Annotated in this window: 19 protein-coding genes; 14 read left to right on the plus strand and 5 right to left on the minus strand. The window is 65.8% G+C overall.

What is annotated here, in order from left to right:
- Positions 1 to 20: 20 nt before the first annotated feature.
- Positions 21 to 1,022, minus strand: coding sequence for an ABC transporter substrate-binding protein (locus ABIE56_RS16130; protein WP_429244810.1), 1,002 nt, complete (start codon positions 1,020 to 1,022; stop codon positions 21 to 23).
- Between the two features lie 174 nt (positions 1,023 to 1,196).
- Here ABIE56_RS16130 and hisN point away from each other — a divergent pair, with 174 nt between their 5' ends.
- Positions 1,197 to 1,994: a histidinol-phosphatase gene (gene hisN / locus ABIE56_RS16135; RefSeq protein WP_429244811.1), complete on the plus strand. Its 798-nt coding sequence runs from the start codon at positions 1,197 to 1,199 to the stop codon at positions 1,992 to 1,994.
- 4 nt (positions 1,995 to 1,998) lie between these two features.
- Positions 1,999 to 4,122 carry a phosphocholine-specific phospholipase C gene (locus tag ABIE56_RS16140; RefSeq protein WP_429244812.1) on the plus strand — a complete coding sequence of 708 codons (2,124 nt, stop codon included), beginning with the start codon at positions 1,999 to 2,001 and terminating at the stop codon, positions 4,120 to 4,122.
- Positions 4,123 to 4,133: 11 nt separating this feature from the next.
- Here ABIE56_RS16140 and ABIE56_RS16145 read toward each other — a convergent pair whose 3' ends face one another.
- Entirely contained in the window at positions 4,134 to 5,621 is a 1,488-nt protein-coding gene (locus tag ABIE56_RS16145; RefSeq protein WP_429244813.1) for a hypothetical protein, read from the minus strand.
- 185 nt (positions 5,622 to 5,806) lie between these two features.
- Between ABIE56_RS16145 and prmB the strand changes: the two genes are divergently transcribed.
- The 12 genes from prmB (at position 5,807) to ABIE56_RS16205 (ending at position 18,032) form a co-directional block, all read left to right on the plus strand.
- Positions 5,807 to 6,727, plus strand: a complete 921-nt coding sequence (prmB, locus tag ABIE56_RS16150; RefSeq protein WP_429244814.1) for a 50S ribosomal protein L3 N(5)-glutamine methyltransferase — start codon at positions 5,807 to 5,809, stop codon at positions 6,725 to 6,727.
- Positions 6,728 to 6,745: 18 nt separating this feature from the next.
- Positions 6,746 to 7,849 (plus strand): chorismate synthase, encoded by a 1,104-nt coding sequence (aroC, locus tag ABIE56_RS16155; protein ID WP_429244815.1) that lies wholly within the window; start codon positions 6,746 to 6,748, stop codon positions 7,847 to 7,849.
- 3 nt (positions 7,850 to 7,852) lie between these two features.
- A complete protein-coding gene (locus ABIE56_RS16160; RefSeq protein ID WP_429244816.1) occupies positions 7,853 to 8,851 on the plus strand; it encodes a 2-hydroxyacid dehydrogenase in 999 nt (332 codons plus the stop codon).
- A 28-nt stretch (positions 8,852 to 8,879) separates the two neighbouring features.
- Positions 8,880 to 9,908, plus strand: a complete 1,029-nt coding sequence (locus ABIE56_RS16165; protein WP_429244817.1) for an aspartate-semialdehyde dehydrogenase — start codon at positions 8,880 to 8,882, stop codon at positions 9,906 to 9,908.
- Entirely contained in the window at positions 9,908 to 10,201 is a 294-nt protein-coding gene (locus tag ABIE56_RS16170) for a hypothetical protein (protein ID WP_429244818.1), read from the plus strand. Before ABIE56_RS16165 ends, ABIE56_RS16170 begins: the two co-directional genes overlap by 1 nt.
- 174 nt (positions 10,202 to 10,375) lie before the next feature.
- Positions 10,376 to 12,832: a FimV/HubP family polar landmark protein gene (locus tag ABIE56_RS16175; protein WP_429244819.1), complete on the plus strand. Its 2,457-nt coding sequence runs from the start codon at positions 10,376 to 10,378 to the stop codon at positions 12,830 to 12,832.
- 59 nt (positions 12,833 to 12,891) lie between these two features.
- Positions 12,892 to 13,659 carry a tRNA pseudouridine(38-40) synthase TruA gene (gene truA, locus ABIE56_RS16180; RefSeq protein ID WP_429244820.1) on the plus strand — a complete coding sequence of 256 codons (768 nt, stop codon included), beginning with the start codon at positions 12,892 to 12,894 and terminating at the stop codon, positions 13,657 to 13,659.
- Entirely contained in the window at positions 13,656 to 14,279 is a 624-nt protein-coding gene (locus tag ABIE56_RS16185) for a phosphoribosylanthranilate isomerase (RefSeq protein ID WP_429244821.1), read from the plus strand. The genes truA and ABIE56_RS16185 overlap by 4 nt, the downstream gene beginning before the upstream one ends.
- 28 nt (positions 14,280 to 14,307) lie before the next feature.
- Positions 14,308 to 15,519 (plus strand): tryptophan synthase subunit beta, encoded by a 1,212-nt coding sequence (gene trpB / locus ABIE56_RS16190; RefSeq protein WP_429244822.1) that lies wholly within the window; start codon positions 14,308 to 14,310, stop codon positions 15,517 to 15,519.
- Positions 15,519 to 16,319 (plus strand): tryptophan synthase subunit alpha, encoded by an 801-nt coding sequence (trpA, locus tag ABIE56_RS16195; protein ID WP_429244823.1) that lies wholly within the window; start codon positions 15,519 to 15,521, stop codon positions 16,317 to 16,319. The genes trpB and trpA overlap by 1 nt, the downstream gene beginning before the upstream one ends.
- A gap of 88 nt (positions 16,320 to 16,407) precedes the next feature.
- Positions 16,408 to 17,283, plus strand: coding sequence for an acetyl-CoA carboxylase, carboxyltransferase subunit beta (gene accD, locus ABIE56_RS16200; protein ID WP_429244824.1), 876 nt, complete (start codon positions 16,408 to 16,410; stop codon positions 17,281 to 17,283).
- Between the two features lie 290 nt (positions 17,284 to 17,573).
- Positions 17,574 to 18,032 (plus strand): hypothetical protein, encoded by a 459-nt coding sequence (locus ABIE56_RS16205; protein ID WP_429244825.1) that lies wholly within the window; start codon positions 17,574 to 17,576, stop codon positions 18,030 to 18,032.
- On the opposite strand, the gene ABIE56_RS16210 is transcribed toward ABIE56_RS16205, so the two are convergent.
- The 3 genes from ABIE56_RS16210 to ABIE56_RS16220 all read right to left on the minus strand — a co-directional run bounded on the left by ABIE56_RS16210 (position 18,024) and on the right by ABIE56_RS16220 (position 20,040).
- Positions 18,024 to 18,155 (minus strand): hypothetical protein, encoded by a 132-nt coding sequence (locus ABIE56_RS16210; RefSeq protein WP_429244826.1) that lies wholly within the window; start codon positions 18,153 to 18,155, stop codon positions 18,024 to 18,026. The genes ABIE56_RS16205 and ABIE56_RS16210 overlap by 9 nt on opposite strands.
- Positions 18,156 to 18,365: 210 nt before the next feature.
- Positions 18,366 to 18,908, minus strand: a complete 543-nt coding sequence (locus tag ABIE56_RS16215) for a phosphatase PAP2 family protein (protein ID WP_429244827.1) — start codon at positions 18,906 to 18,908, stop codon at positions 18,366 to 18,368.
- Complete coding sequence (locus ABIE56_RS16220) at positions 18,880 to 20,040, minus strand: glycosyltransferase family 4 protein (protein ID WP_429244828.1); 1,161 nt, start codon at positions 20,038 to 20,040, stop codon at positions 18,880 to 18,882. The genes ABIE56_RS16215 and ABIE56_RS16220 overlap by 29 nt, the downstream gene beginning before the upstream one ends.
- Between the last annotated feature and the right edge of the window lie 153 nt (positions 20,041 to 20,193).

Here is a 20,193-nt window from a genome sequence, read left to right on the forward strand (position 1 = left end):
TCTCCCCCGCAACCCGCGCCTTAGCGCGTGAGGTGCTTGAATCGAGCTATAAGTGCCGCACGCTCGCGCGCCGCGGCTTCGAAATCACGCGCGGGCAGGGTGGCGACCACATTGGCCGGCAACCCTGCGCGCTGTTGTTCTTCGGTGGGCATGCTGCCCGGTGCCGCCACGATTTCCTTGTAGCCGCGATAAAGCGCGGCTGCGGCTGGCGATGCGGTCCAATCGAGGAAGCGCTTCGCATCGGCGACGTTGGTGGCGCCCTTCATCAGGGCTGAGCCTTCCAGTTCGTAACCCGTGCCATCCGCGGGCAGAACCATGGTGATGGGGTAGCCCTGGCGGATGGACTGCATGGCCGAGAAGGCAAAGGACACGCCGATGGGGAACTCACCGATGCGTGCGAGCTTGCACGGCGCGGATCCGGAAAGCGTGACCTGGCCCAGGTTGGCGGCGATATCGGTCACCAGCTGCATGCCCTTGCTATCGCGCCCGGCATCACTGAGCGACGACAGCACCATGTAGCCCGTGCCTGAGGACGCCGGATCGGGCATGGCGATCTGGCCGCGGTACCTGGGCGAGGCAAGGTCGCGCCATGTCCGCGGCATTGGCAGGCCATGCTCCGCCAGCGCCTCGCGGTTTACGCACAGAGCCGCCATGTAGCCCGTGGGGGCGAACCAGCGGCCGTCGGCGCCACGGAAGCGGGCGGGCAAGGCATCGATCGCGGGGCTATGCACGGGCTGCAAGAGCGCGGCAATACGCGGGTCCAGCAGGTCGGTGGCCGCCATGCCCCACACCACGTCGTTGCGTGGCTCAGCCGATTCGGCCAGCAGGCGCGCGGCCAGGTCCCCACTGGAAAGGCGCAGCACGTGGATATCCACGCCGGGGAGCGCCTGCTTCGCGCCGTCCATGTAGGTGGCGATCTCGTCGCTCTCCAGCGCCGAATACACCGTGAGGCTGCCCGCGTGCGCAGAGGCACACAGGGCAAGCAGCGCGGTGGTGCTGGCGATGTGGTGGACTGGACGCATGGAAGACCCTGGGGTTAATTCCTAGGCGACACGGTGGAAAAGATCACCCACCCGTGTGGCGTTTTGGGTATATTTGCAAACATGTGGACTCCGAGTCCACAGGAAAATTTTCGATTTCGTCATTAATGTGAAACGTGCAAACGCTAGATCGCGCACGTCTTTTTGGAGTCCAGAGTGACCGTCCACGCCTCGCTGTCCGCCGATGAGCGGGCTGAGTTCGAAGGCTTTGCCACCGGCATCGCCAACAATGCACGTGCTTTGTCACTCCCACGTTTCCGCCGCCCGGTCGATGTGACGCTGAAAGGGGACATGAGCCCCGTGACCGCCGTGGACCGTGGTGTGGAATCCATGCTCCGCGAGCGCATTGAGATGGCCTGGCCGACCCACGGCCTGCTCGGTGAGGAATACGGCGCTACCCGCGTGGATGCGGAGTTTGTCTGGTCCATCGATCCGATCGACGGCACGCGCAGTTTCATCTCCGGCTGGCCACTGTGGGGCACGCTGATCGCCCTGCTTCGCCACGGCAAGCCAGTACTTGGCGTGCTCGATATGCCGGTGCTGGATGAGCGCTGGGTAGGTCACGTGGGCGTGGGCACCACCATGAACGGGGTGCGCTGCCACACCAGCGGTTGCCAGGCGCTGGCCGAGGCTACGCTCTACACCACCACGCCGGACATGTTCACGGCGGAGGAATGGGCCCGTTTCGAGCGTACCAGTCGTGCCGCGCATGCCCGCCGCTTCGGTGGCGATTGCTACAGCTACGGCATGCTGGCGGCCGGTCACATTGATGCAGTGATCGAGTCCAATCTTATGCCGTACGACTACCTGGCCATCGCCCCGGTGGTCGAGGCGGCCGGCGGCGTCATGACCGATTGGGAGGGGCGCGCACTTGGCCTCGACAGCGGTGGGCGCGTGGTGGCGGCCGCCACCCCCGAGTTGCATGCTGCGATCATCGCTTCCTTGAAGGACTAGCCCCATGTTTTCCCGCGACCGCCGCCGGTTCCTGCAAGGCGCTGCCGCCGCCACCGCCGCATCGCTGGTCGCGCAAGGTATCCCGGCGAGCATCGCCCGCGCGCTGGCGACCGCGCCAGACCGACGCAGCGGTAGCATCGACGACGTGGGGCACGTGGTGATCCTGATGCAGGAGAACCGCTCGTTCGATCATTACTTCGGCACCTTGCGCGGTGTGCGCGGTTTCAACGACCCGCGCGTACTTGAGCTCGGCGATGGTGATCCGGTGTGGAAGCAGCCCACCACCGCGATCCATACAAAGTTCTGGAAGCCGCGCGGTATAGGCGCCGATACGGGATGGGTCTATCCCTTCCACCTCGATACACGAGCAAGCGGCGACCATCACGAAGGCACGGACCACGGCTGGAGCACGGGCCATGGCTCGTGGAACCTGGGGCGTAACGATAAGTGGATCGAGCAGAAGCAGGATGTGCTCACCATGGCCTACCTGCGTCGTAACGACGCCGCATTCCACTATGCGCTGGCCGACGCATTCACCGTTTGCGATGCGTATCACGCCTCCGCATTGGCAGATACGGCTATCAACCGGATTTACCTGTGGAGTGGCACGTCGGATCCCTCCGGTCGGCTGAGTGCCAAACCCAATGGCCCCGGCACGGAAGAGCGTGCGAACACGAATGGCTACACGTGGACGACGTACCCCGAGCGGCTGGAGAAGGCCGGCATCACATGGCGCGTTTACCAGGGTGGCACCGGCGAGCCCGGCTCGCCGACCGACAACTACACCGACAACTCGCTGGAGTTCTTTGCGGCTTACCAGGTGCAGGAAGGCGCGGATCCGAAAAGCCCGCTGGTGCGCAATGGCGTCTCCACGCACACCTTGCGTGATCTCCGCAATGATGTGATCCACGACCGCCTGCCGCAGGTCACGTGGATCGTTGCCCCCTACAAATACAGCGAGCATCCGACCTCATCGCCGGCGGATGGTGCGTACTACATCCGGGCCGTGCTCGATGCGCTGACCGCGAATACAAAGGTATGGAGCCGCACCGTCCTGTTCCTTAATTACGACGAGAACGACGGGTTCTTCGATCACGTCGTACCACCTGCACCGCCGCTGGAAAACGGCGAGGGAGGTGTGGTTTCCGCCGCCCTCGCCGACAGCCTTGTCGATGAGGTGATGGATCTCGATGAACACCCAAAGATCTCCAACCCGATCGTCCCCGGCAGTGACCCGAATGGCCTTCAGGTCGTCGGCCTTGGCAATCGCGTGCCGATGATCGTGGTATCCCCATGGAGCCGCGGCGGCTGGGTGTGCAGCGAAACGTTCGATCATACCTCCGTGCTCCGCTTCCTTGAAAAGCGCTTCGGTGTCGAAGAGCCGAACATCAGCGGCTGGCGTCGCTCGGTGTGCGGCGACCTCACCAGTTGTTTCGATTTCGCCGGCACGCACGATGACAAGGTACCCGCCATCGCGGTGCCCGCTGGGTCCGACGGCAAGAAGCCGATCACGGTACCCACCGATCAGGTGATGCCCTCGCAGGAGCCGGGCCAGCGTCCCGCGCGCGCCCTTGGTTACGCGTGGTCGGTTGAGCACCGCCTCGATGGTGGTCAGAGCCGCATCGCTTTTCGGAACACTGGCGTATTGGGCGCGGCATTCCTCGTCTACGATGGCCTGGATCGCGACGCGCCACCGCGCCGCTATACCGCTGCCGCCGGCGACCGCATCGAAGACGCGTGGGCGCTGGCCGCGAAGGGTGACGCGTACGATCGGCGCATCCATGGGCCGAACGGCTACTACGCCGCATTCCGCGGCTTCACCGATGATGCGCTGGAAGCCGTCATACGCGGTGTTCCCAATGAGCGGCGCATCGAGGTCGCGATCACCAACAGCGGAAAGGTCCGGGCCACGTGTCGTGTGGCTAATGCGTATGGCGCAGCCGAACCGCTGCACGTGAACATTGACGTGGGCGCCACGGAAGCGGTTTCCTTCGATCTTGCGCCGAGCTCGGGCTGGTACGACGTGACCATCACCACGCCCGAAGCCCCCCGCTACCTGCGTCGTTTTGCGGGCCACCACGAAGATGGCAAGCCCGCCACGAGCGACCCCGGCCCGCGGAAAGCGTAAGCGGGCTTCGGTTACGGCGCGGCCTTGGCCTTAGCCTCGCCCCGCAACGCACCTGCCCGCCCGGGCGCTTGTGCCAACGCATCCTGGAAGGCCGCAAGCGCAGGCCCGGGCTTGTTCTGTTCAAGCATCAGCTCGCCGAGCTGCTCGCGCGCCGGAACGATGGGCCCCGGCGTAACGGGGCGTTTCTCCAGCGCATCTTCCTTCTCGGCGGCATCGCTCAGCAACGCAACGGCCCCGGCGCCCTTGCCGCGCGCCTGCGCGGACCACGCCGCAATCTCGGTAGCGAGGATCCCCGTCTGGTCCGCCCAGTACATATCCCCCGATGTCCTCAGCCGGGCTTCCATGGCACGCAGCCGTGCCGCCTGCACATCGGCCTGGTCGGGGTGGCCGGAGCGCGCGAGGCCCAGCCCCTTCGCCCACACGGAAATCGCCGCCACCGAGTCGGGTGCCCCGGGCGGCGGTGTGATCGCCGCGGCTTCATCCCAGCGGCCTTCTTCCACGGCGACACGAACCGGCATGGCTGCGGCCGCATAGGCGATGGCAAAGTTGGTCATGTCCAGGCGGGGCAGGGCTTTCATATCAGCGATGACTTGCCGGGCTTCGTTGTCACGCCCCGTCTGCACATAGGCGTACACGAGATAGTCCATCGCGTGCAGCTCGCCCATCATGTCGCCTTGCGTGCGAGCGGCTTTCTCGGAGGCGAGGTTGGAGCGGATCGAATCCTCCCAAAGCCCCATGCGCGTGAAAATGTGCGAGGGCATATGCAGCGCATGCGATGCCGATGGTGCGATATCGGCGTATTTTCTTGCCGCGTCCAGGCCATGCTGTGCCAGCTCCGCACTGTCACACGCGTGGATGAGGTAATGCGCGATGCCTGGGTGGTCCGGGTACTTCTTGAAGAGTGGATCGAGGATGGCCACCGCCTGCTTCTGCCGCGCATGGGTCTTGTCGGCCATCGAGGCATTCGCTAGCAGCGCCACCGCGTAGAACACCTGAGCTTCCACGTCATCGGGGTGGTCCTTCGCTAGCTTCGCCATAGCCCCCTCATAGGCCATGGTGCGTTGCTCAGGCTTGAGCTTCGCGTCTGCCGCGTAGAGCAACGAAAGCGCATGGATATATTCCCGCTCGCGCCCCGCGGCTGGCTGCAGTTGCACCGCCTCCTGCATTTCCTTCTGCCCGGCGGCGAACGTTTCGGGCGGCAGCGCGGGCTGCCACACCGGATGAAAATCGGTCATGGCGATACCCCAATGCGCCATCGCGCACTTCGGGTCCTTCGCGGCAACGTCCCGAAACGCCTTCTGCGCCGCGCCGTAGGCAAACGAGTGGAGCAGGGCGACGGCACGGTTGAAGGGCTGCTGCACGGAGGCAGCACACGAAACAGGAAACGACACCGTACCCAGCTTCTCGGGGATGCCGTGGTCGTGATCGTGCATTTCTTGAGCATGAACTGGGCCGGCGGATGCCAGCAGGAAAAGCAGGGCGCGCCAGCGGAAAATCATGGCGAAGTCCTTAGCTTGAAAGGGCCGCAAATACTCTACGCGCCGACCGTGATCCCGCGTATCGGCAATCTGGCTATGCCATTTTCAGGGGCTTACCCCCAAATAACCGAAGGCGAGCCCTGCCGGAGGCCGAGCGGGCGACAGACGGCTATACTCCCCAGTCAGCCCCAAGAAAGCCCCCGCCCGTGACCAGCGAACTCAGCTCCATCATCGATTTCATCCGCTACGGCGCCAGCCGCTTCTCCGCCGCCGGCCTCACCTTTGGCCATAGCCATGACAATCCGATCGACGAGGCCACCCACCTGGTCCTGGCGGCCCTGCACCTGCCGCCGGACCTGCCCCCGGCCTACGGCGCGGGCAAGCTGGTGGCCGAAGAGCGCGAGAAAGTCCTCGCCCTCATTGAGCAGCGCATCACCGATCGGGTCCCGGTTGCCTACCTGGTAGGCGAAACCTGGTTCGCTGGCCTCAAGTTCAAGAGCGACCGCCGCGCCCTCGTCCCGCGCTCGCCGATCGCCGAGCTCATCGAAAGCCGGTTCACTCCCTGGCTCGATGACCGCCACGTGGAGCGCGCCCTCGACCTGTGCACCGGCTCCGGCTGCATCGGCATCGCCATGGCCGAATACAACCCGGAGTGGCAGGTCGATATCGTCGATATCAGCGACGATGCGCTCAGCCTGGCCAACGAAAACATCGCCTACCAGCACGTCGAAGGCCGCGTCCGTGCGGTCAAGTCCGACCTGTTCTCCGGCGTGAAGGACGAGGTCTACGACATCATCGTGTCGAACCCGCCCTACGTCACCAACGATGAATACGCCGCCATGCCGGCCGAATACAGCCATGAACCGGTCCTCGGCCTGACATCCGGCGATGATGGACTGGATATCACCCTGCGCATCCTCGACGAAGCCGCCAGCCACCTCAGCGAAGATGGCCTGCTGATCGTCGAGGTGGGCGACAGCGAACATGCCCTGGTCAACCTGTTGCCGCGCGTCCCGTTCGTGTGGATCGAGTTCAAGGTAGGCCAGATGGGTATTTTCGCCCTCGAACGCCGCGACCTGGTCGCGCACGCCGCGGAAATCCGCGCCGCACGCGCCGCGCGGAACTAACCACCCAACGGAAGTACCGTGTCCTCCAATACGTTCGGCAAGCTCCTCTCCGTTACCACCTTCGGCGAAAGCCACGGCCCGGCGATCGGGTGCGTGGTCGACGGGTGTCCCCCTGGCCTGCCGCTGGAGGCGGGCGAATTCCGGGCAGACCTGGAGCGGCGCGCCACCGGCCGCTCCCGGCACACCTCGCAGCGCCGGGAAGCTGACGACATCGAAATCCTTTCGGGCGTGTACGAGGGTGTCACCACCGGCACCCCCATCGCGCTGCTCATCCGCAACACCGATGCGCGCTCAAAGGATTACGGCAACATCCTCGATACATTCCGCCCGGGCCACGCGGATTACACGTACTGGCAGAAGTACGGCGTGCGCGACCCGCGTGGCGGCGGCCGCTCCTCGGCCCGCGAAACCACCATGCGCGTGGCCGCCGGCGTCATCGCCAAGAAATGGCTCGCCCAGCGCTACGGCGTGACGGTGCAGGGCCACGTCAGCCAGATCGGCGAGGTGGTTCCGCGCAGCTTCGAGCCGGAGGCCATCGAAACCAGCCCGTTTTTCTGGCCGTTTGCCGAGCAGATCCCCGAGCTCGAGGCCTATATGGACGCCCTGCGCAAATCGGGCGACTCCGTGGGCGCGAAGGTCACCGTGGTGGCCCAGGGCGTGCCGGCGGGGTGGGGCGAGCCCATCTACGGCAAGCTCGATGGCGAGCTCGCCGCCGCCATGATGTCGATCAATGCCGTGAAGGGCGTGGAGATTGGCGATGGCTTCGATGCCGTGCACCAGCGCGGCACCCAGCACCGTGATGAGATCACCGCGCAGGGTTTCCTTTCCAACCACGCGGGCGGGATCCTGGGTGGTATCGCCACCGGCCAACCGGTCGTGGTGTCCATGGCCTTCAAGCCCACCTCCAGCATCCTCGTGCCCGGCCGCAGCGTCGATCGCGAAGGGAATGCCACCGAAGTGGTCACGAAGGGCCGGCATGATCCCTGTGTCGGCATCCGCGCCGTCCCGATCGCCGAGGCCATGCTGGCCCTGGTGCTGATGGACCAGGCCCTGCGCCACCGCGCCCAGTGTGGCGACGTGGCGCCGGTGCCGCCGCAGATCCCGGGCACGTTGCAGGAGTAAGTGATGAGCAAGCCGAAGGCCTGGGTCTCCCGGCCATTCTTCCCCGATATCGTCGATCGCCTGCGTGAGCACTTCGACGTGGTGGCCGAGACCGAGGAGCGGGCGTTCACGCCCGAGGAACTGATGGCGCGCCTGGCCGACGCCGACGCCGCGATCGTCGGCCTGGCCGACCGGATTGACGCCAACGTGCTCAAGCACGCCCCCAAGCTGCGCTTTGTGGCCAACCTGGGCGTGGGCTACAACAACCTCGACCTCGATGCGCTGACCGAGGCGGGCGTGGGTGCCTCTAACACGCCGGATGTGCTGAACGAGACCGTGGCCGATTACGCCTGGGCGCTCATGCTCGCCGCGGCCCGCCGGGTGGGTGAGGCGGAGCGCTGGCTCAGGGCAGGGCAGTGGAAGGGCTCGCGCTTCGAAGGCTGGCTTGGCGCCGACGTCCACGGCAAGACCATCGGCATCCTGGGCATGGGCCGGATCGGCCAGGCCATCGCCCGCCGGGCGCAGGGTTTCCGCTCGCCGGTGATCTACCACAACCGCTCGCGCCTTGATGCCGCCATAGAGAAGGAGTGCGGCGCCACCTACGTGGACAAGGCCACCCTGCTGGCGCAGGCCGATCACCTGGTCCTGGTATTGCCGTTCACGCCGGCCAACCGGCACACCATCGGCGCGGCCGAGCTGAAGGCCATGAAGCCGACGGCTACCCTCATTAATATCGCCCGTGGCGGTATCGTCGATGACGAGGCCCTGGCCCGGGCGCTGGCCGATGGCGAGATCGCCGCGGCGGCCCTCGATGTGTTCGAGGGCGAGCCGAAGGTCCATCCGGACCTGCTCCAACTCGACAATGTGGTGCTAAGTCCGCACATCGCTAGCGCAAGTCGCGACACACGTCGCGGCATGGCGTCGCTGGCTGTGGACAATGTGCTGGCGGCGTTTGGGCATGGTCCCTGCGCCGGCCGGCCACCCACGATCCTCAATCCGGGTGTGCTGGCCGACGCCAGCTGACCCTCTACCCCCGCCAACAAGAGCGAAGATGAGCAAGAAGACGAGTTACAAGGTGGCCATGGTCGGTGCGACCGGTGCGGTCGGTGAGACCCTCCTGTCGATCCTGGCCGAACGGGATTTCCCGGTCAGCGAGCTGATTCCCCTGGCGAGCGAACGCTCGGCGGGCGGTACCGTCGATTTCGCAGGAAAACCTTGTGTCGTCAAAGACCTGGCCAAATTCGACTTCGAGGGCGTGGACATCGCGTTCTTCTCGGCCGGTGGCTCGGTAAGCCGTGAGCACGCGCCGCGCGCCGCCGCCGCGGGCGCCGTGGTCATCGATAACACCTCCGAATTCCGTTACCAGGACGACATTCCCCTGGTGGTCTCGGAGGTGAATCCGCACGCCATCGCCGATTACACCGTTCGCGGCATCATCGCCAACCCCAACTGCTCCACCATGGGCATGCTGGTGGCGCTGGCGCCGATCTACCGCGAAGTGGGCATCGAGCGGATCAACGTGGCCACCTACCAGTCGGTCTCCGGTGCAGGCCGTAGCGGCCTGGAGGAACTGGGCAAGCAGACGGCGCAGATGCTGAACTTCCAGGACGTCGAGTCCAACAAGTTCCCCAAGCAGATCGCCTTCAACGTCATCCCGCACATCGACGACTTCCAGGCCAACGGCTACACCAAGGAAGAAATGAAGATGGTCTGGGAGACCCGGAAGATCCTTGAAGATCCTTCGATCCAGGTGAACCCGACCGCGGTGCGTGTGCCTGTGTTCTACGGCCACTCCGAGGCGGTGCACATTGAAACCCGTGACAAGATCACCGCGGAACGGGCTCGCGAACTGCTGGAGCAGGCCGAGGGCGTGGTGGTGATCGATGAGCGCCAGGCGGGTGGTTACCCGACCCCGGTCAGCGATGCCGCCGGTAAAGATCCGGTGTACGTCGGCCGCATCCGTGAGGATATCTCGCACGAAAAGGGCCTGGATCTGTGGGTCGTCTCCGACAACATCCGTAAGGGCGCGGCGCTCAATGCCGTGCAGATCGCGGAAATCCTGATCAGGGATTACCTGTAATGACCCCCGGCCGCGCCGCCATCGCCTGCCTGCTCCTGTCGCTGCCGCTCGCTGCGGTCGCCTCGGGCCAGGCCGGGCCGAAGGCGGCGCAGGCCGGTCCGGACGAGGCCGCCCGCGCAAAGCTTGATGCCACCCGCGGGCAGGCCCAGGCCGAGGATAAGAACGTAAAGGACCTGAAGAAGCGCGTCGACGCGCTCGAAACGAATTCGCAGGCCTCCAGGAAAGCCCTGGAGGAACGTGATCAAAAGATCGCGGAGCTCGAACGGCAGTTGGAAGCCGCGCGGCACCCGTAAGGGTAAACATGTAAGGGGGGCGTGTACGGGCCTCGCGAACGAGTCAAACTTGTCGCGTAAATGCCCGTAGCCGCTATTGTTAGTTGTTGCTGGGGTGCACTACAGTGGCGCCTTCGCGGCCGACCGCCCGTAGAGGCGCGCCGCCAGCGTGGAATTGTTCGGGGGATGCGAGTGATGAACCGTACTTTGAAGCTGTCGATCATGCTGGCGCTTGCCATGGGGGGCAGCCAGGCCCTGGCGCAGAGCCTTGGCGCCGTCCAGGTGCATTCCACCATGGACCAGCCGCTTTCCGCGGATATCCCGCTTACCGGCGTTACCGGTAACCCGGGCGATATCAAGGTCACGCTGGCGTCGGATGAAGCCTTCTCCCGTGCTGGCCTGAACAAGTCAGGCATGCCGGTGCAGCTCAGCTTCACCGTCGGCAAGAATGCCGCCGGCCAGCCGGTGATCCACGTCACCAGTGGCGCGCCGGTGCGCGATACCTACCTCGATTTCCTGGTCGAAGTCAGCAGCGGCAAGGGTGGCTCCGCCATCCGCGAAGTCACCATGCTGCTCGATCCGCCGGGTGCCCCGGCCACCCCGGCAGCGAATTCGGCCCCAGCGCAGCGCCCGTCGCGCACCGAGGCCGTTCCGGCCCGCGTGCCGGCCAAGGCCGCCACCCCGCGCGCTGCCAGCACTGAGCCGAAGACGGCTGCCGCCCCATCCGCGCAGGCTGCCAACGGCAGCATCGGCCCGGTCCAGCGTGGCCAGACCCTCTCCACCATCGCCCGCGACAACGCCAACGGCGCCGACCTGAACCAGATGCTGGTCGCCTTGCACAAGGCGAACCCGGATGCGTTCTACCGCGACAACATCAATGCCCTGAAGACCGGCGCCGTGCTGCGCATGCCGTCGCAGGACGATATCCAGGCACAGACCGCGGCGGCGGCACTCGCCGAAGTCCGCCGCCAGAACGAGGCCTGGCGCTCGGGCGCCGCGCGCGCGCCGGCCTCAGTCGCGGATGGCGCCTCCACGGGGAGCGAAGCGCCGGCCAAGGCCAGCGCCGCGAAAAGCGATCGCCTTGCCCTGGTCCCGGCGAAGGAGGGCGGCGAAGCCGTATCCACCCGCGCTGGCGTGAAGGGCGGCACGGGCGATGCGCAGGTTGCCGGCCTGAAGCAGGAGCTGAGCACCTCGCAGGAGGCCGTCGTCTCGCTCAAGCAGCAGGGTGCCGAACTCAAGTCGCGCATCGGTGACCTCGAGGCGATCAATACCAAGAACGAGCGCCTGCTGAGCCTCAAGGATTCGGAAATCGCCGAGCTGCAGCACAAGCTCGCCGAAGCCCGCAAGAACGCCGGCCAGCCGGCCGTGGCGTCCAGCGCACCGGCACCGGCCGCGGCGAGCCCCGCTGCCGCGCCTGCCGCCGCGCAGTCGGTAGCCGCTGCGGCGCCCGTTCCGGCTCCGGCAGCAAGCGCGCCGGGAACGGCCGCGAGTGCGCCTGCACATACCGCCACCGTCGCGAGCGCGCCGGCCCCGGCCCCGGCCGCTGCCCAGCAGGCCACGCCGCCCGCCACGCAGCCGCCGAAGAAACTGGTTCCCGCGCCGGCCCCGGTCGAGGAAGATCCGTGGTTCATGCAGCCATGGGCATGGGGCGGCGGTGCCGTTGTCATCCTGTTGCTGCTCGTTGCCGCCGTGTTCGGCCGCCGCAAGAAGCCGGCGACGGCGTCCGTCGCGCCAAGCTCGTTGGCCGATCGCTTTAGCCGCGAGCCGACCTTCGGCAGCTTCGACGCCGAGCGGGATGAAGCCATCGATCCGGACCAGCGCGAAATCATCGATGCGCTGGCCGAACATCCGGACGATATTGGCCTGCACCTTGAGCTGGTGAGCCTGTATTACGGCCGTCGCGATGTCGATCATTTCGAAGCTGCCGCGGAAGCGATGTATGCGCACGTGGCCGACCCTGAGCAGCCGGAATGGCGCGAAGTGGTGATGATGGGCGAAGCGCTCGCCCCGTCGCATCCGCTGTTCGGTGGCCAGCCGGTGGACGAGATCGACGAGCCGTACGAGGGCGATACGTACACCCCGGTGCACGGCGAACACGAGAACGCGGAGGCCCTTGAGGCGTTCGATCTGGGCAGCTACGTGACTAGCCCGGATGACGATACCCATCCGGCCCCGCCGGCCCCGCAGAAGCACAGCGAATACCACTTCAACTTCGACCTGACCCCGGCGCAGCGCACCGAGGCCGATCGCCGCCCGCATGCGCCGGATGTGTTCGATGTGGACGCGCCGGAGTCGCCGTATACCGAGGCGCACGAGGCGCCGGCCTTCGGCGATATCCTGGCCGAAGAGAAAGCGCCGGTGGAAGAGCGCTCCACCTGGTCGTTCGACGAAGAGGCGCACCACGCGACGCCGGTCACCCCGACCGAGCCGCCGCGTTTCGACGAGCCCACGTTCCCCGACGAAGAGCCGGTGGACACCGCAGGCCCCGAGAGCTTCAGCGATGATCCGGTCGATACCAAGCTCGACCTGGCCCGCGCCTACCTCGACATGGGCGACGCCGAAGGCGCCCGCCTCATGCTCGATGAGGTGATCAGCGAAGGCACCCAGATGCAGAAGGACACGGCCCGTCGCATCCTGGATGGGATCGCCTGATCGTGCCGAGGGGGCTTCGGCGGTGGTAACCTTCCCGGTTTCCACCGCCCCGTGACCCCATGCGCATCGCCCTAGGCGTCGAATACGACGGCACCGACTTCTTTGGCTGGCAGAAGCTGAGCCACGCGAAGACCGTGCAGGGCGCGCTGGAGGAAGCTCTTTCCTTCGTCGCCCACCAGCCCATCGAAGTCACCGCCGCCGGCCGCACCGATGCCGGCGTGCATGGGCGTACCCAGGTCGTGCATTTCGATACCGATGTGCCGCGCGACATGCGTGGCTGGGTGCTGGGCGCCTGCTCCAACCTGCCGCGCACGGTCGCGGTGACCTGGGCGCAGCCTGTTGCGGATGATTTCCACGCGCGCTTCTCAGCGCGTGCCCGCCGTTATCGTTATCGCTTGTTGCCCCGCTATGTGCGCCCGGCGCTCGATGCGCGTTTCGTGGCGTGGGAGAAGAAGCCGCTGGATGCCGCGCGCATGCACGAGGCGGCCCAGGCCATCATCGGCGAGCATGACTTCTCCGCTTTCCGCGCCATCTCCTGCCAGGCAGCGCATGCCCGCCGCAACGTGATGAACATCCGGGTTTACCAGGATGACATCCACATCGTCGTGGAGATCGAAGCCAATGCGTTCCTGCACCATATGGTGCGCAACATCGTTGGCTCGCTGATCCCGATCGGCCGTGGCGAGCAGCCCGTCGAATGGATGGCCGAACTGCTGGAAGGCCGCAATCGCGACGTAGCCGGTGCGACGGCTCCCGCCGAAGGCCTTACCTTCCTTGGGCCGCGCTACGAAGCGCATTGGGGCCTGCCGGCGGAGGTGACGTTGTGACCCGCGTGAAGTACTGCGGCTTTACCCGCATCGAGGATGTGCAGGCCGCCGCCGCCCTCGGCGTGGATGCGGTCGGCTTCGTCATGACCCGCAAGAGCAAACGCTTTGTCGATCTTGCGCAGGCCGTGGCGCTACGCGATGCCGTACCGCCGTTCGTCACCACGGTCGTACTGGTGATGGACGATGAGCCGGCATGGGTCGATGAGATCGTGCGCCGCGTGCGCCCCGACATGCTGCAGTTCCATGGCGCGGAGACCGACGAGGCGTGCGCGGCCCATGGCGTGCGCTACCTCAAAGCCATCGCCATGGGCGAGGGCGAGGGCGCCTTGCCGCGCCTGCGCGCGTACCCGCGCGCGGCGGGCTTGTTGCTCGATGGCCATGGCCTGGGCGAGACCGGTGGCAGCGGCCAGCGCTTCGACTGGTCGGCCATGCCGCGCGACCTTGCGCAACCGCTCGTGCTCGCGGGCGGACTCACCGCCGATAACGTCGCCGAGGCGATCCGCCTGGCCCGGCCCTGGGGCGTGGACCTGTCCAGCGGCATCGAGACGTCGCCGGGCCTGAAGGATCGGGCTAAGATGGAATGCTTCCTCGCCGCCGTGCGCGCCGTCCCCAGCGCGTGAGCCCCTTTTAGCAACACACGGTATAGCAATGACCCAGATCCCGGATTTCCACGCCTACCCCGACGCGCACGGGCGCTTCGGCGATTACGGCGGCATTTACGTGGCCGAAACGCTCATGGAGCCGCTGGCTGAACTCACCGCCGCCTACGAGCGCCTGCGCCAGGATCCGGCATTCATCGCCGAGCTCGACCGTGACCTGAAGTACTACGTGGGCCGCCCCAGCCCGGTGTATTTCGCCGAGCGCCTGACGAAGCACGTGGGCGGCGCGCGCATCATTTTGAAGCGCGAAGACCTGAACCACACCGGTGCGCACAAAATCAACAACACCGTGGGCCAGGCGCTCGTCGCCCGGCACATGGGCAAGAGCCGCATCATCGCCGAGACCGGTGCGGGCCAGCACGGCGTGGCTTCCGCCACGGTTGCCGCACGCATGGGCCTGAAGTGCGTCGTGTACATGGGCGCTGTCGATATCGAGCGCCAGAAGATCAATGTGTACCGCATGCGCCTGCTCGGCGCCGACGTGGTGCCGGTCACCTCGGGCTCGCAGACGCTGAAAGATGCGCTCAATGAGGCCATGCGCGACTGGGTCACCAACGTCAACGACACGTTCTACATCATCGGAACCGTCGCCGGTCCGCACCCGTATCCGCAGATGGTGCGTGACTTCAACGCCATTGTTGGCCGTGAAGCGCGTGAGCAGACGCTGGAGCAGTTCGGTCGCCTGCCGGATGTCATCACGGCCTGCGTCGGTGGCGGCTCCAACGCCATCGGCCTGTTCCACGCATTCCTCAACGACCGCGATGTGCGCATCGTGGGCGCGGAAGCTGCGGGCGATGGCATTGAGGCCGGTCGCCACGCTGCGTCGCTGGCCGCCGGCAAGCCGGGCGTGCTGCACGGCAACCGCACGTACGTGCTGTCGGATGCGAACGGCCAGATCGTGGAGACCCATTCGGTGTCCGCCGGTCTGGATTACCCGGGCGTTGGCCCGGAGCACGCCTTCCTCAAAGATGCCGGCCGTGCCGAGTACGTAGGCATTACTGACGACGAAGCGCTTGAGGCCTTCCATCTGTTGGCTCGCACCGAAGGCATTCTTGCCGCGCTCGAATCCAGTCACGCGATCGCCCAAGCGATCAAGCTGGCCCGCGAACTGCCGAAGGATGGCCTGGTCTTGGCTAACCTGTCCGGCCGTGGCGACAAGGATGTACACACCATCGCCGCGCGCGAGGGGATCGAACTCTGATGAGCCGCATTGAACGCCGCTTTGCGGCCCTCAAGTCCGCCGGCCGCACCGGCCTGGTCACCTTCATCACCGCGGGCGATCCGTCGCCCGAGGATGTGGTTCCGCTACTGCACGGGCTGGTCGCGGCGGGCGCCGACGTCATCGAACTGGGCGTGCCCTTCTCGGATCCCATGGCGGATGGCCCGGTGATCCAGCATGCCTCCGAGCGCGCCATCGCCAAGGGTGTTGGCCTGCACAATGTGCTGGCATGGGTCGCCGCCTTCCGTGAGACGGATAACGAAACGCCGATTGTCCTGATGGGTTATCTCAACCCGGTGGAAATGTACGGTTACAGCTCGTTCGCCGAAGATGCGCTTGATTCCGGCGTAGATGGCGTCCTGATGGTGGACTGTCCGCTGGAGGAATCCCACGTACTGGAACCCCTGCGCGCGGCGGGCCTCGACCAGATCCTGCTCGCCTCGCCGACCACGGCGGAGGGCCGCCTGGCCAGGCTTTGCGAGGCCGCATCGGGCTTCCTGTATTATGTGTCGTTCGCTGGCATCACCGGCGCCGCGCAGCTCAGCACCGGCCAGATCGCCGAGCGCGTGGCCGGTATCCGCGCCCGTTCGAAGGCACCGGTTGCGGTGGGCTTTGGCGTTCGCGATGCCGCCTCGGCCAAGGCGATCGGCGAGTTCGCCGATGCCGTGGTCATTGGCAGTGCCCTGGTCGACCGGCTCGCCGGTGCGGCTTCGGCGGACGATGCCGTGTCGCGGGCGAAGGATTTCCTGGCCCCGATCCGCGCGGCGCTCGACGCCCGCTGACCGGGCAATCTCGCACCACCGCACCACATTCAGGCATTTGTAGGAGCGCGCCCGTGCGCGATCCCACACGCACCATCGGAGACAACGCATGAACTGGCTTCAGAAAATCATGACCCCGAAGACCCGCGGCCCGGCAGCGGGCGCTGGCAAGGGCAAGGTGCCCGAGGGCGTGTGGGAAAAGTGCGCGGGCTGCGGCACCGTCCTGTACAAGCCGGAACTGGAAAAGTCGCTGATGGTGTGCCCCAAGTGTGGCCATCACCACGCGATCTCGGCGCGCGCGCGTCTGGCCGCGCTCTTTGACGAAGGTTCGACGACCGAACTCTGGGCGAAGATGGAGCCGGTGGATGCGCTGAAGTTCAAGGACCAGAAGAAGTACAAGGATCGCGTCATCGCCGCCCAGAAGAACACGGGCGAAAAGGATGCGCTGATCGCCATGTCGGGCAAACTGCTTGGCCGTCCCCTGGTTTCGGTGGCATTCGAGTTCTCGTTCATGGGTGGCTCCATGGGCTCGGTGGTGGGTGAGAAGTTCACCCGTGCCGCCGAGAAAGCCCTGGCGGAGAAGAGCGCATTGGTGTGCTTCTCGGCCACGGGTGGCGCGCGCATGCAGGAAGGCCTGTTCTCGCTGATGCAGATGGCGAAGACCTCGGCGGCGATCGCGCGCATGCACGAGGCCGGTGTGCCGTACATCTCAGTGCTGACCCATCCCACCACCGGTGGCGTGTCGGCATCGCTGGGCATGCTCGGCGATCTGAACGTCGCCGAGCCGAAGGCGCTGATCGGCTTCGCCGGCCCGCGCGTCATCGAGCAGACGGTTCGCGAAACGCTGCCGGAAGGCTTCCAGCGCTCGGAGTTCCTCGTAGACCACGGCGCGGTCGACGTGATCGTCGATCGCCGCGAGATGCGGGAGAAGCTCGGCGCCATGCTCGGCATTCTTGAGAAAATGCCACGTGTAGACGCCGCCTGATCGAAATCACCCCGCCTCGGCGGGGTTTTTTTTGCCGTGGTGAAAAGGCTGCCCGTCACTCATCGGCGGCGCGGCTAGCGTGCGGCTGAGTGCTATCTCAGTGCGCCTGATTCCGTACGCGTCTCTCTTCGCCGCCCCGCGCCGACGAAGCGCGCGGCATTATTCCGTATGCAATTGTCTTGAAGAGAAAATTTTGGCATCTGAACCGGGGCGTATTGGCCTTGAGCTATGTCGGATGGACAAGCGGTCGTGGCTCGACGCAACGTACGCAAACGCAAGGGGAGGGAAGCATGGCCATTTTTTTCGTCACGCCCATCGATGATGTCTCGATGGGCGACCACCATCCGGGGAACGTTTCACATGAAGGGTACGATATGAGCAGGGGCCGTACATTCAAACATGCGCAAGGCGGCGCGCCGGGCGATGCTTCCACGGGTTCCGCAGGTCTGGCTGGCGGCGACCTTTCGTCGTCCCTCCTCATCCAGATGAAAGACGCCATCGCGCGCATCGAAACGGAGTTGGCACACCTCACGAAGGTCGCGGAGGCTACCCGTAAAGATGTTGATGACCTGAAAACCTGGAAGGCGCTCGTGCTGGGCGGTGCTGCCGTGCTCGGGCTTCTCTTTGGCCTTTACAAAACCATGGCGGGAACAGTCCACGTCGGGCTTGGTACCGCTTCGCCCGCGGCTGTGGCGCCGTATGTGGCGGCTCCGTCTCCGCCCGGTGATTTCGCGGCGCGGTCAGCGTGAAGCGGCAATCGCCGTGACTGGCATCTGCGAGACGCTGGTCGTCACCATCGCGCCCATCGTCAGCACGCAGGCGATGACGGTAACGGCAAACAAGGTTTTCAGCAGGATGAATTCGGCTTTCATGGCTGGTCTCCGTAGCGGGTGGTAACGCGGGCGCCTGCGCCCTTCGCCTGAGAGGTTGCATCGCTCGTGCCAACGGCGGGGAGGCCCTGGAACACGTGGAATCAAGCCGTTTTCGCGAGTCTCACTGTGTTGCGAACAGTGTCCGCGGACGAAAGCGTGTCCGCGTTTGGACGTCCGTGTGAGGATCGTGGATCGGCATTCCGCCGATCCTTAAAAAATAATCCGCTCCAGCCACAGCGAAAGCGTACCAAGGCCGCCGCCGATCGCCGTGGCTGCCAGCACATCGCTCGGGTAATGCAGGCCAAGGATGACGCGCGAGGCGCCGATCAGCGCTGCAAAGCCAATCAGGAAGGGCGCCAGCACCGGATAGTGCGCGACGGCGACGACCGTGAATGAGACGGCCTGCAGTGTATGCCCCGAGGGGAAACTGAATTCATCCAGCGGCGGTACGTGAGCGATCACACCAGGGCACGAGCGGAACGGGCGAGGGCGCTTCGTCCAGCGTTTGAGCACGCGGTACATCATCAGGGCCGTGAGGCCGGTCAGTGCCATCTGCACGGCCACAGCCAGCCCATGCATCCCGCCTACGATGGCGATCACGGTCATCAACGCGTACCAGAACACGCCATCGCCCAACCGGCTGACGATGCCGAAAAACACGCCGATGGCGCGGCGCGCGCCCCAGCGGTTGGCGGCCACGCACATGCGGCGATCGAGGTTCGCTCTACGCGGCGACGGCGGTGCTGCGTTCATGGATGTTCTCCTGGGCGAGCGACTGCATGATGGATTCGAAATCAGATACGACCGATTCCGGTGACAAGCTCGCCACGGATGCACGCGCGGCGCGTCCCATCGCCGCGCATGCGGTGGCATCCGCGCCGAGCGTGGCGGCGCGTTCTACCAGGCCGCCTTCATTGCCAGGCGCGACGCGGATACCGTTCTGGCCATTGCGGATGTATTCGCGTGCCGCCGCTTCGGCGTACGCAACCACCGGGATGCCCGATGCCATGGCTTCCAGCACGACATTGCCAAAGGTTTCAGTGAGGCTGGGGAACACAAAGAGGTCGGCGCTGGCGTAGAAGGCGGCCAGGTCGTCGCCGCGCCGGGTGCCGGCGAATATCACGTCGGGATGTGCAGCTTCCAGCGCGGCCCGGCCCGGGCCGTCGCCGACAATGACGCACTTCGCATCGGGGGCGCGGCGGCGCAATGCCTCCCATGCGTCGATAACGACATGCAGGTTCTTTTCGGGGGCCACGCGACCCACGCAGATCATTACCGGCGCATCCGGGCCCGCCCCCCACGAGGCACGCAGCTCGTCGCTGCGTCGATCAGGGTGGAAGCGCACGGTGTCGACTGCACGGCGGAGTACCCGCACGTCATGTACGCCCAGGTCGTTAAGTTCGTCTGCAAGCTGGCCGGTCGGCACCAGGGTGGTCTGCGCGCGGCGGTGGAATCGGGCCAGGTAGCTGCGTACCACTGGCGTGAGCGCGCCAAAACCGTAATGCCCGACATAGAAATCGAAGCGGGTGTGGAAGCCGGTCGCGACCGGGATGCCAAGCCGGCGGGCGGCACTTACCGCGCTCCAGCCCAGGGGGCCTTCCGTGGCCACATAGACGGCATCCGGCCGGTCGGTGCGCCAGCGGCGCTCGATTCGGAAGCGGGCTGGCAGGCCAAAACGAAGGCCTGCGTAGCGCGGCAGGGAGGCGCCATCCACTTCAAACACATCCATGCCTGCATCGGCCATGGGCGGCGTTGCCGGGTGGATGGGGCGGACGAGGTCGACGCTGTGGCCGCGGCGGACAAGGCCGCGGGCAAGGGACTGGACGGTAAGGGCTACGCCGTTCACGTCCGGTGCGTAGGTCTCGGTGACGATGCCAACTCGCATGGCGGTGCCCTCTGGCCTGGCTTGGTTCATGCTCTCGCGCGGCCGTGTCGCGGCGGTTATGGCGGCATGACTGGCAGATGACAGGAACCTGCCAAATCGGCCGGAACGGGCCCGCCTTGCGTCCGGGTAAGGTGCAGAGCACAGCAGGTTGTG

It is taken from the genome of Luteibacter sp. 621, from assembly GCF_050435445.1.
Classification (GTDB): domain Bacteria; phylum Pseudomonadota; class Gammaproteobacteria; order Xanthomonadales; family Rhodanobacteraceae; genus Luteibacter.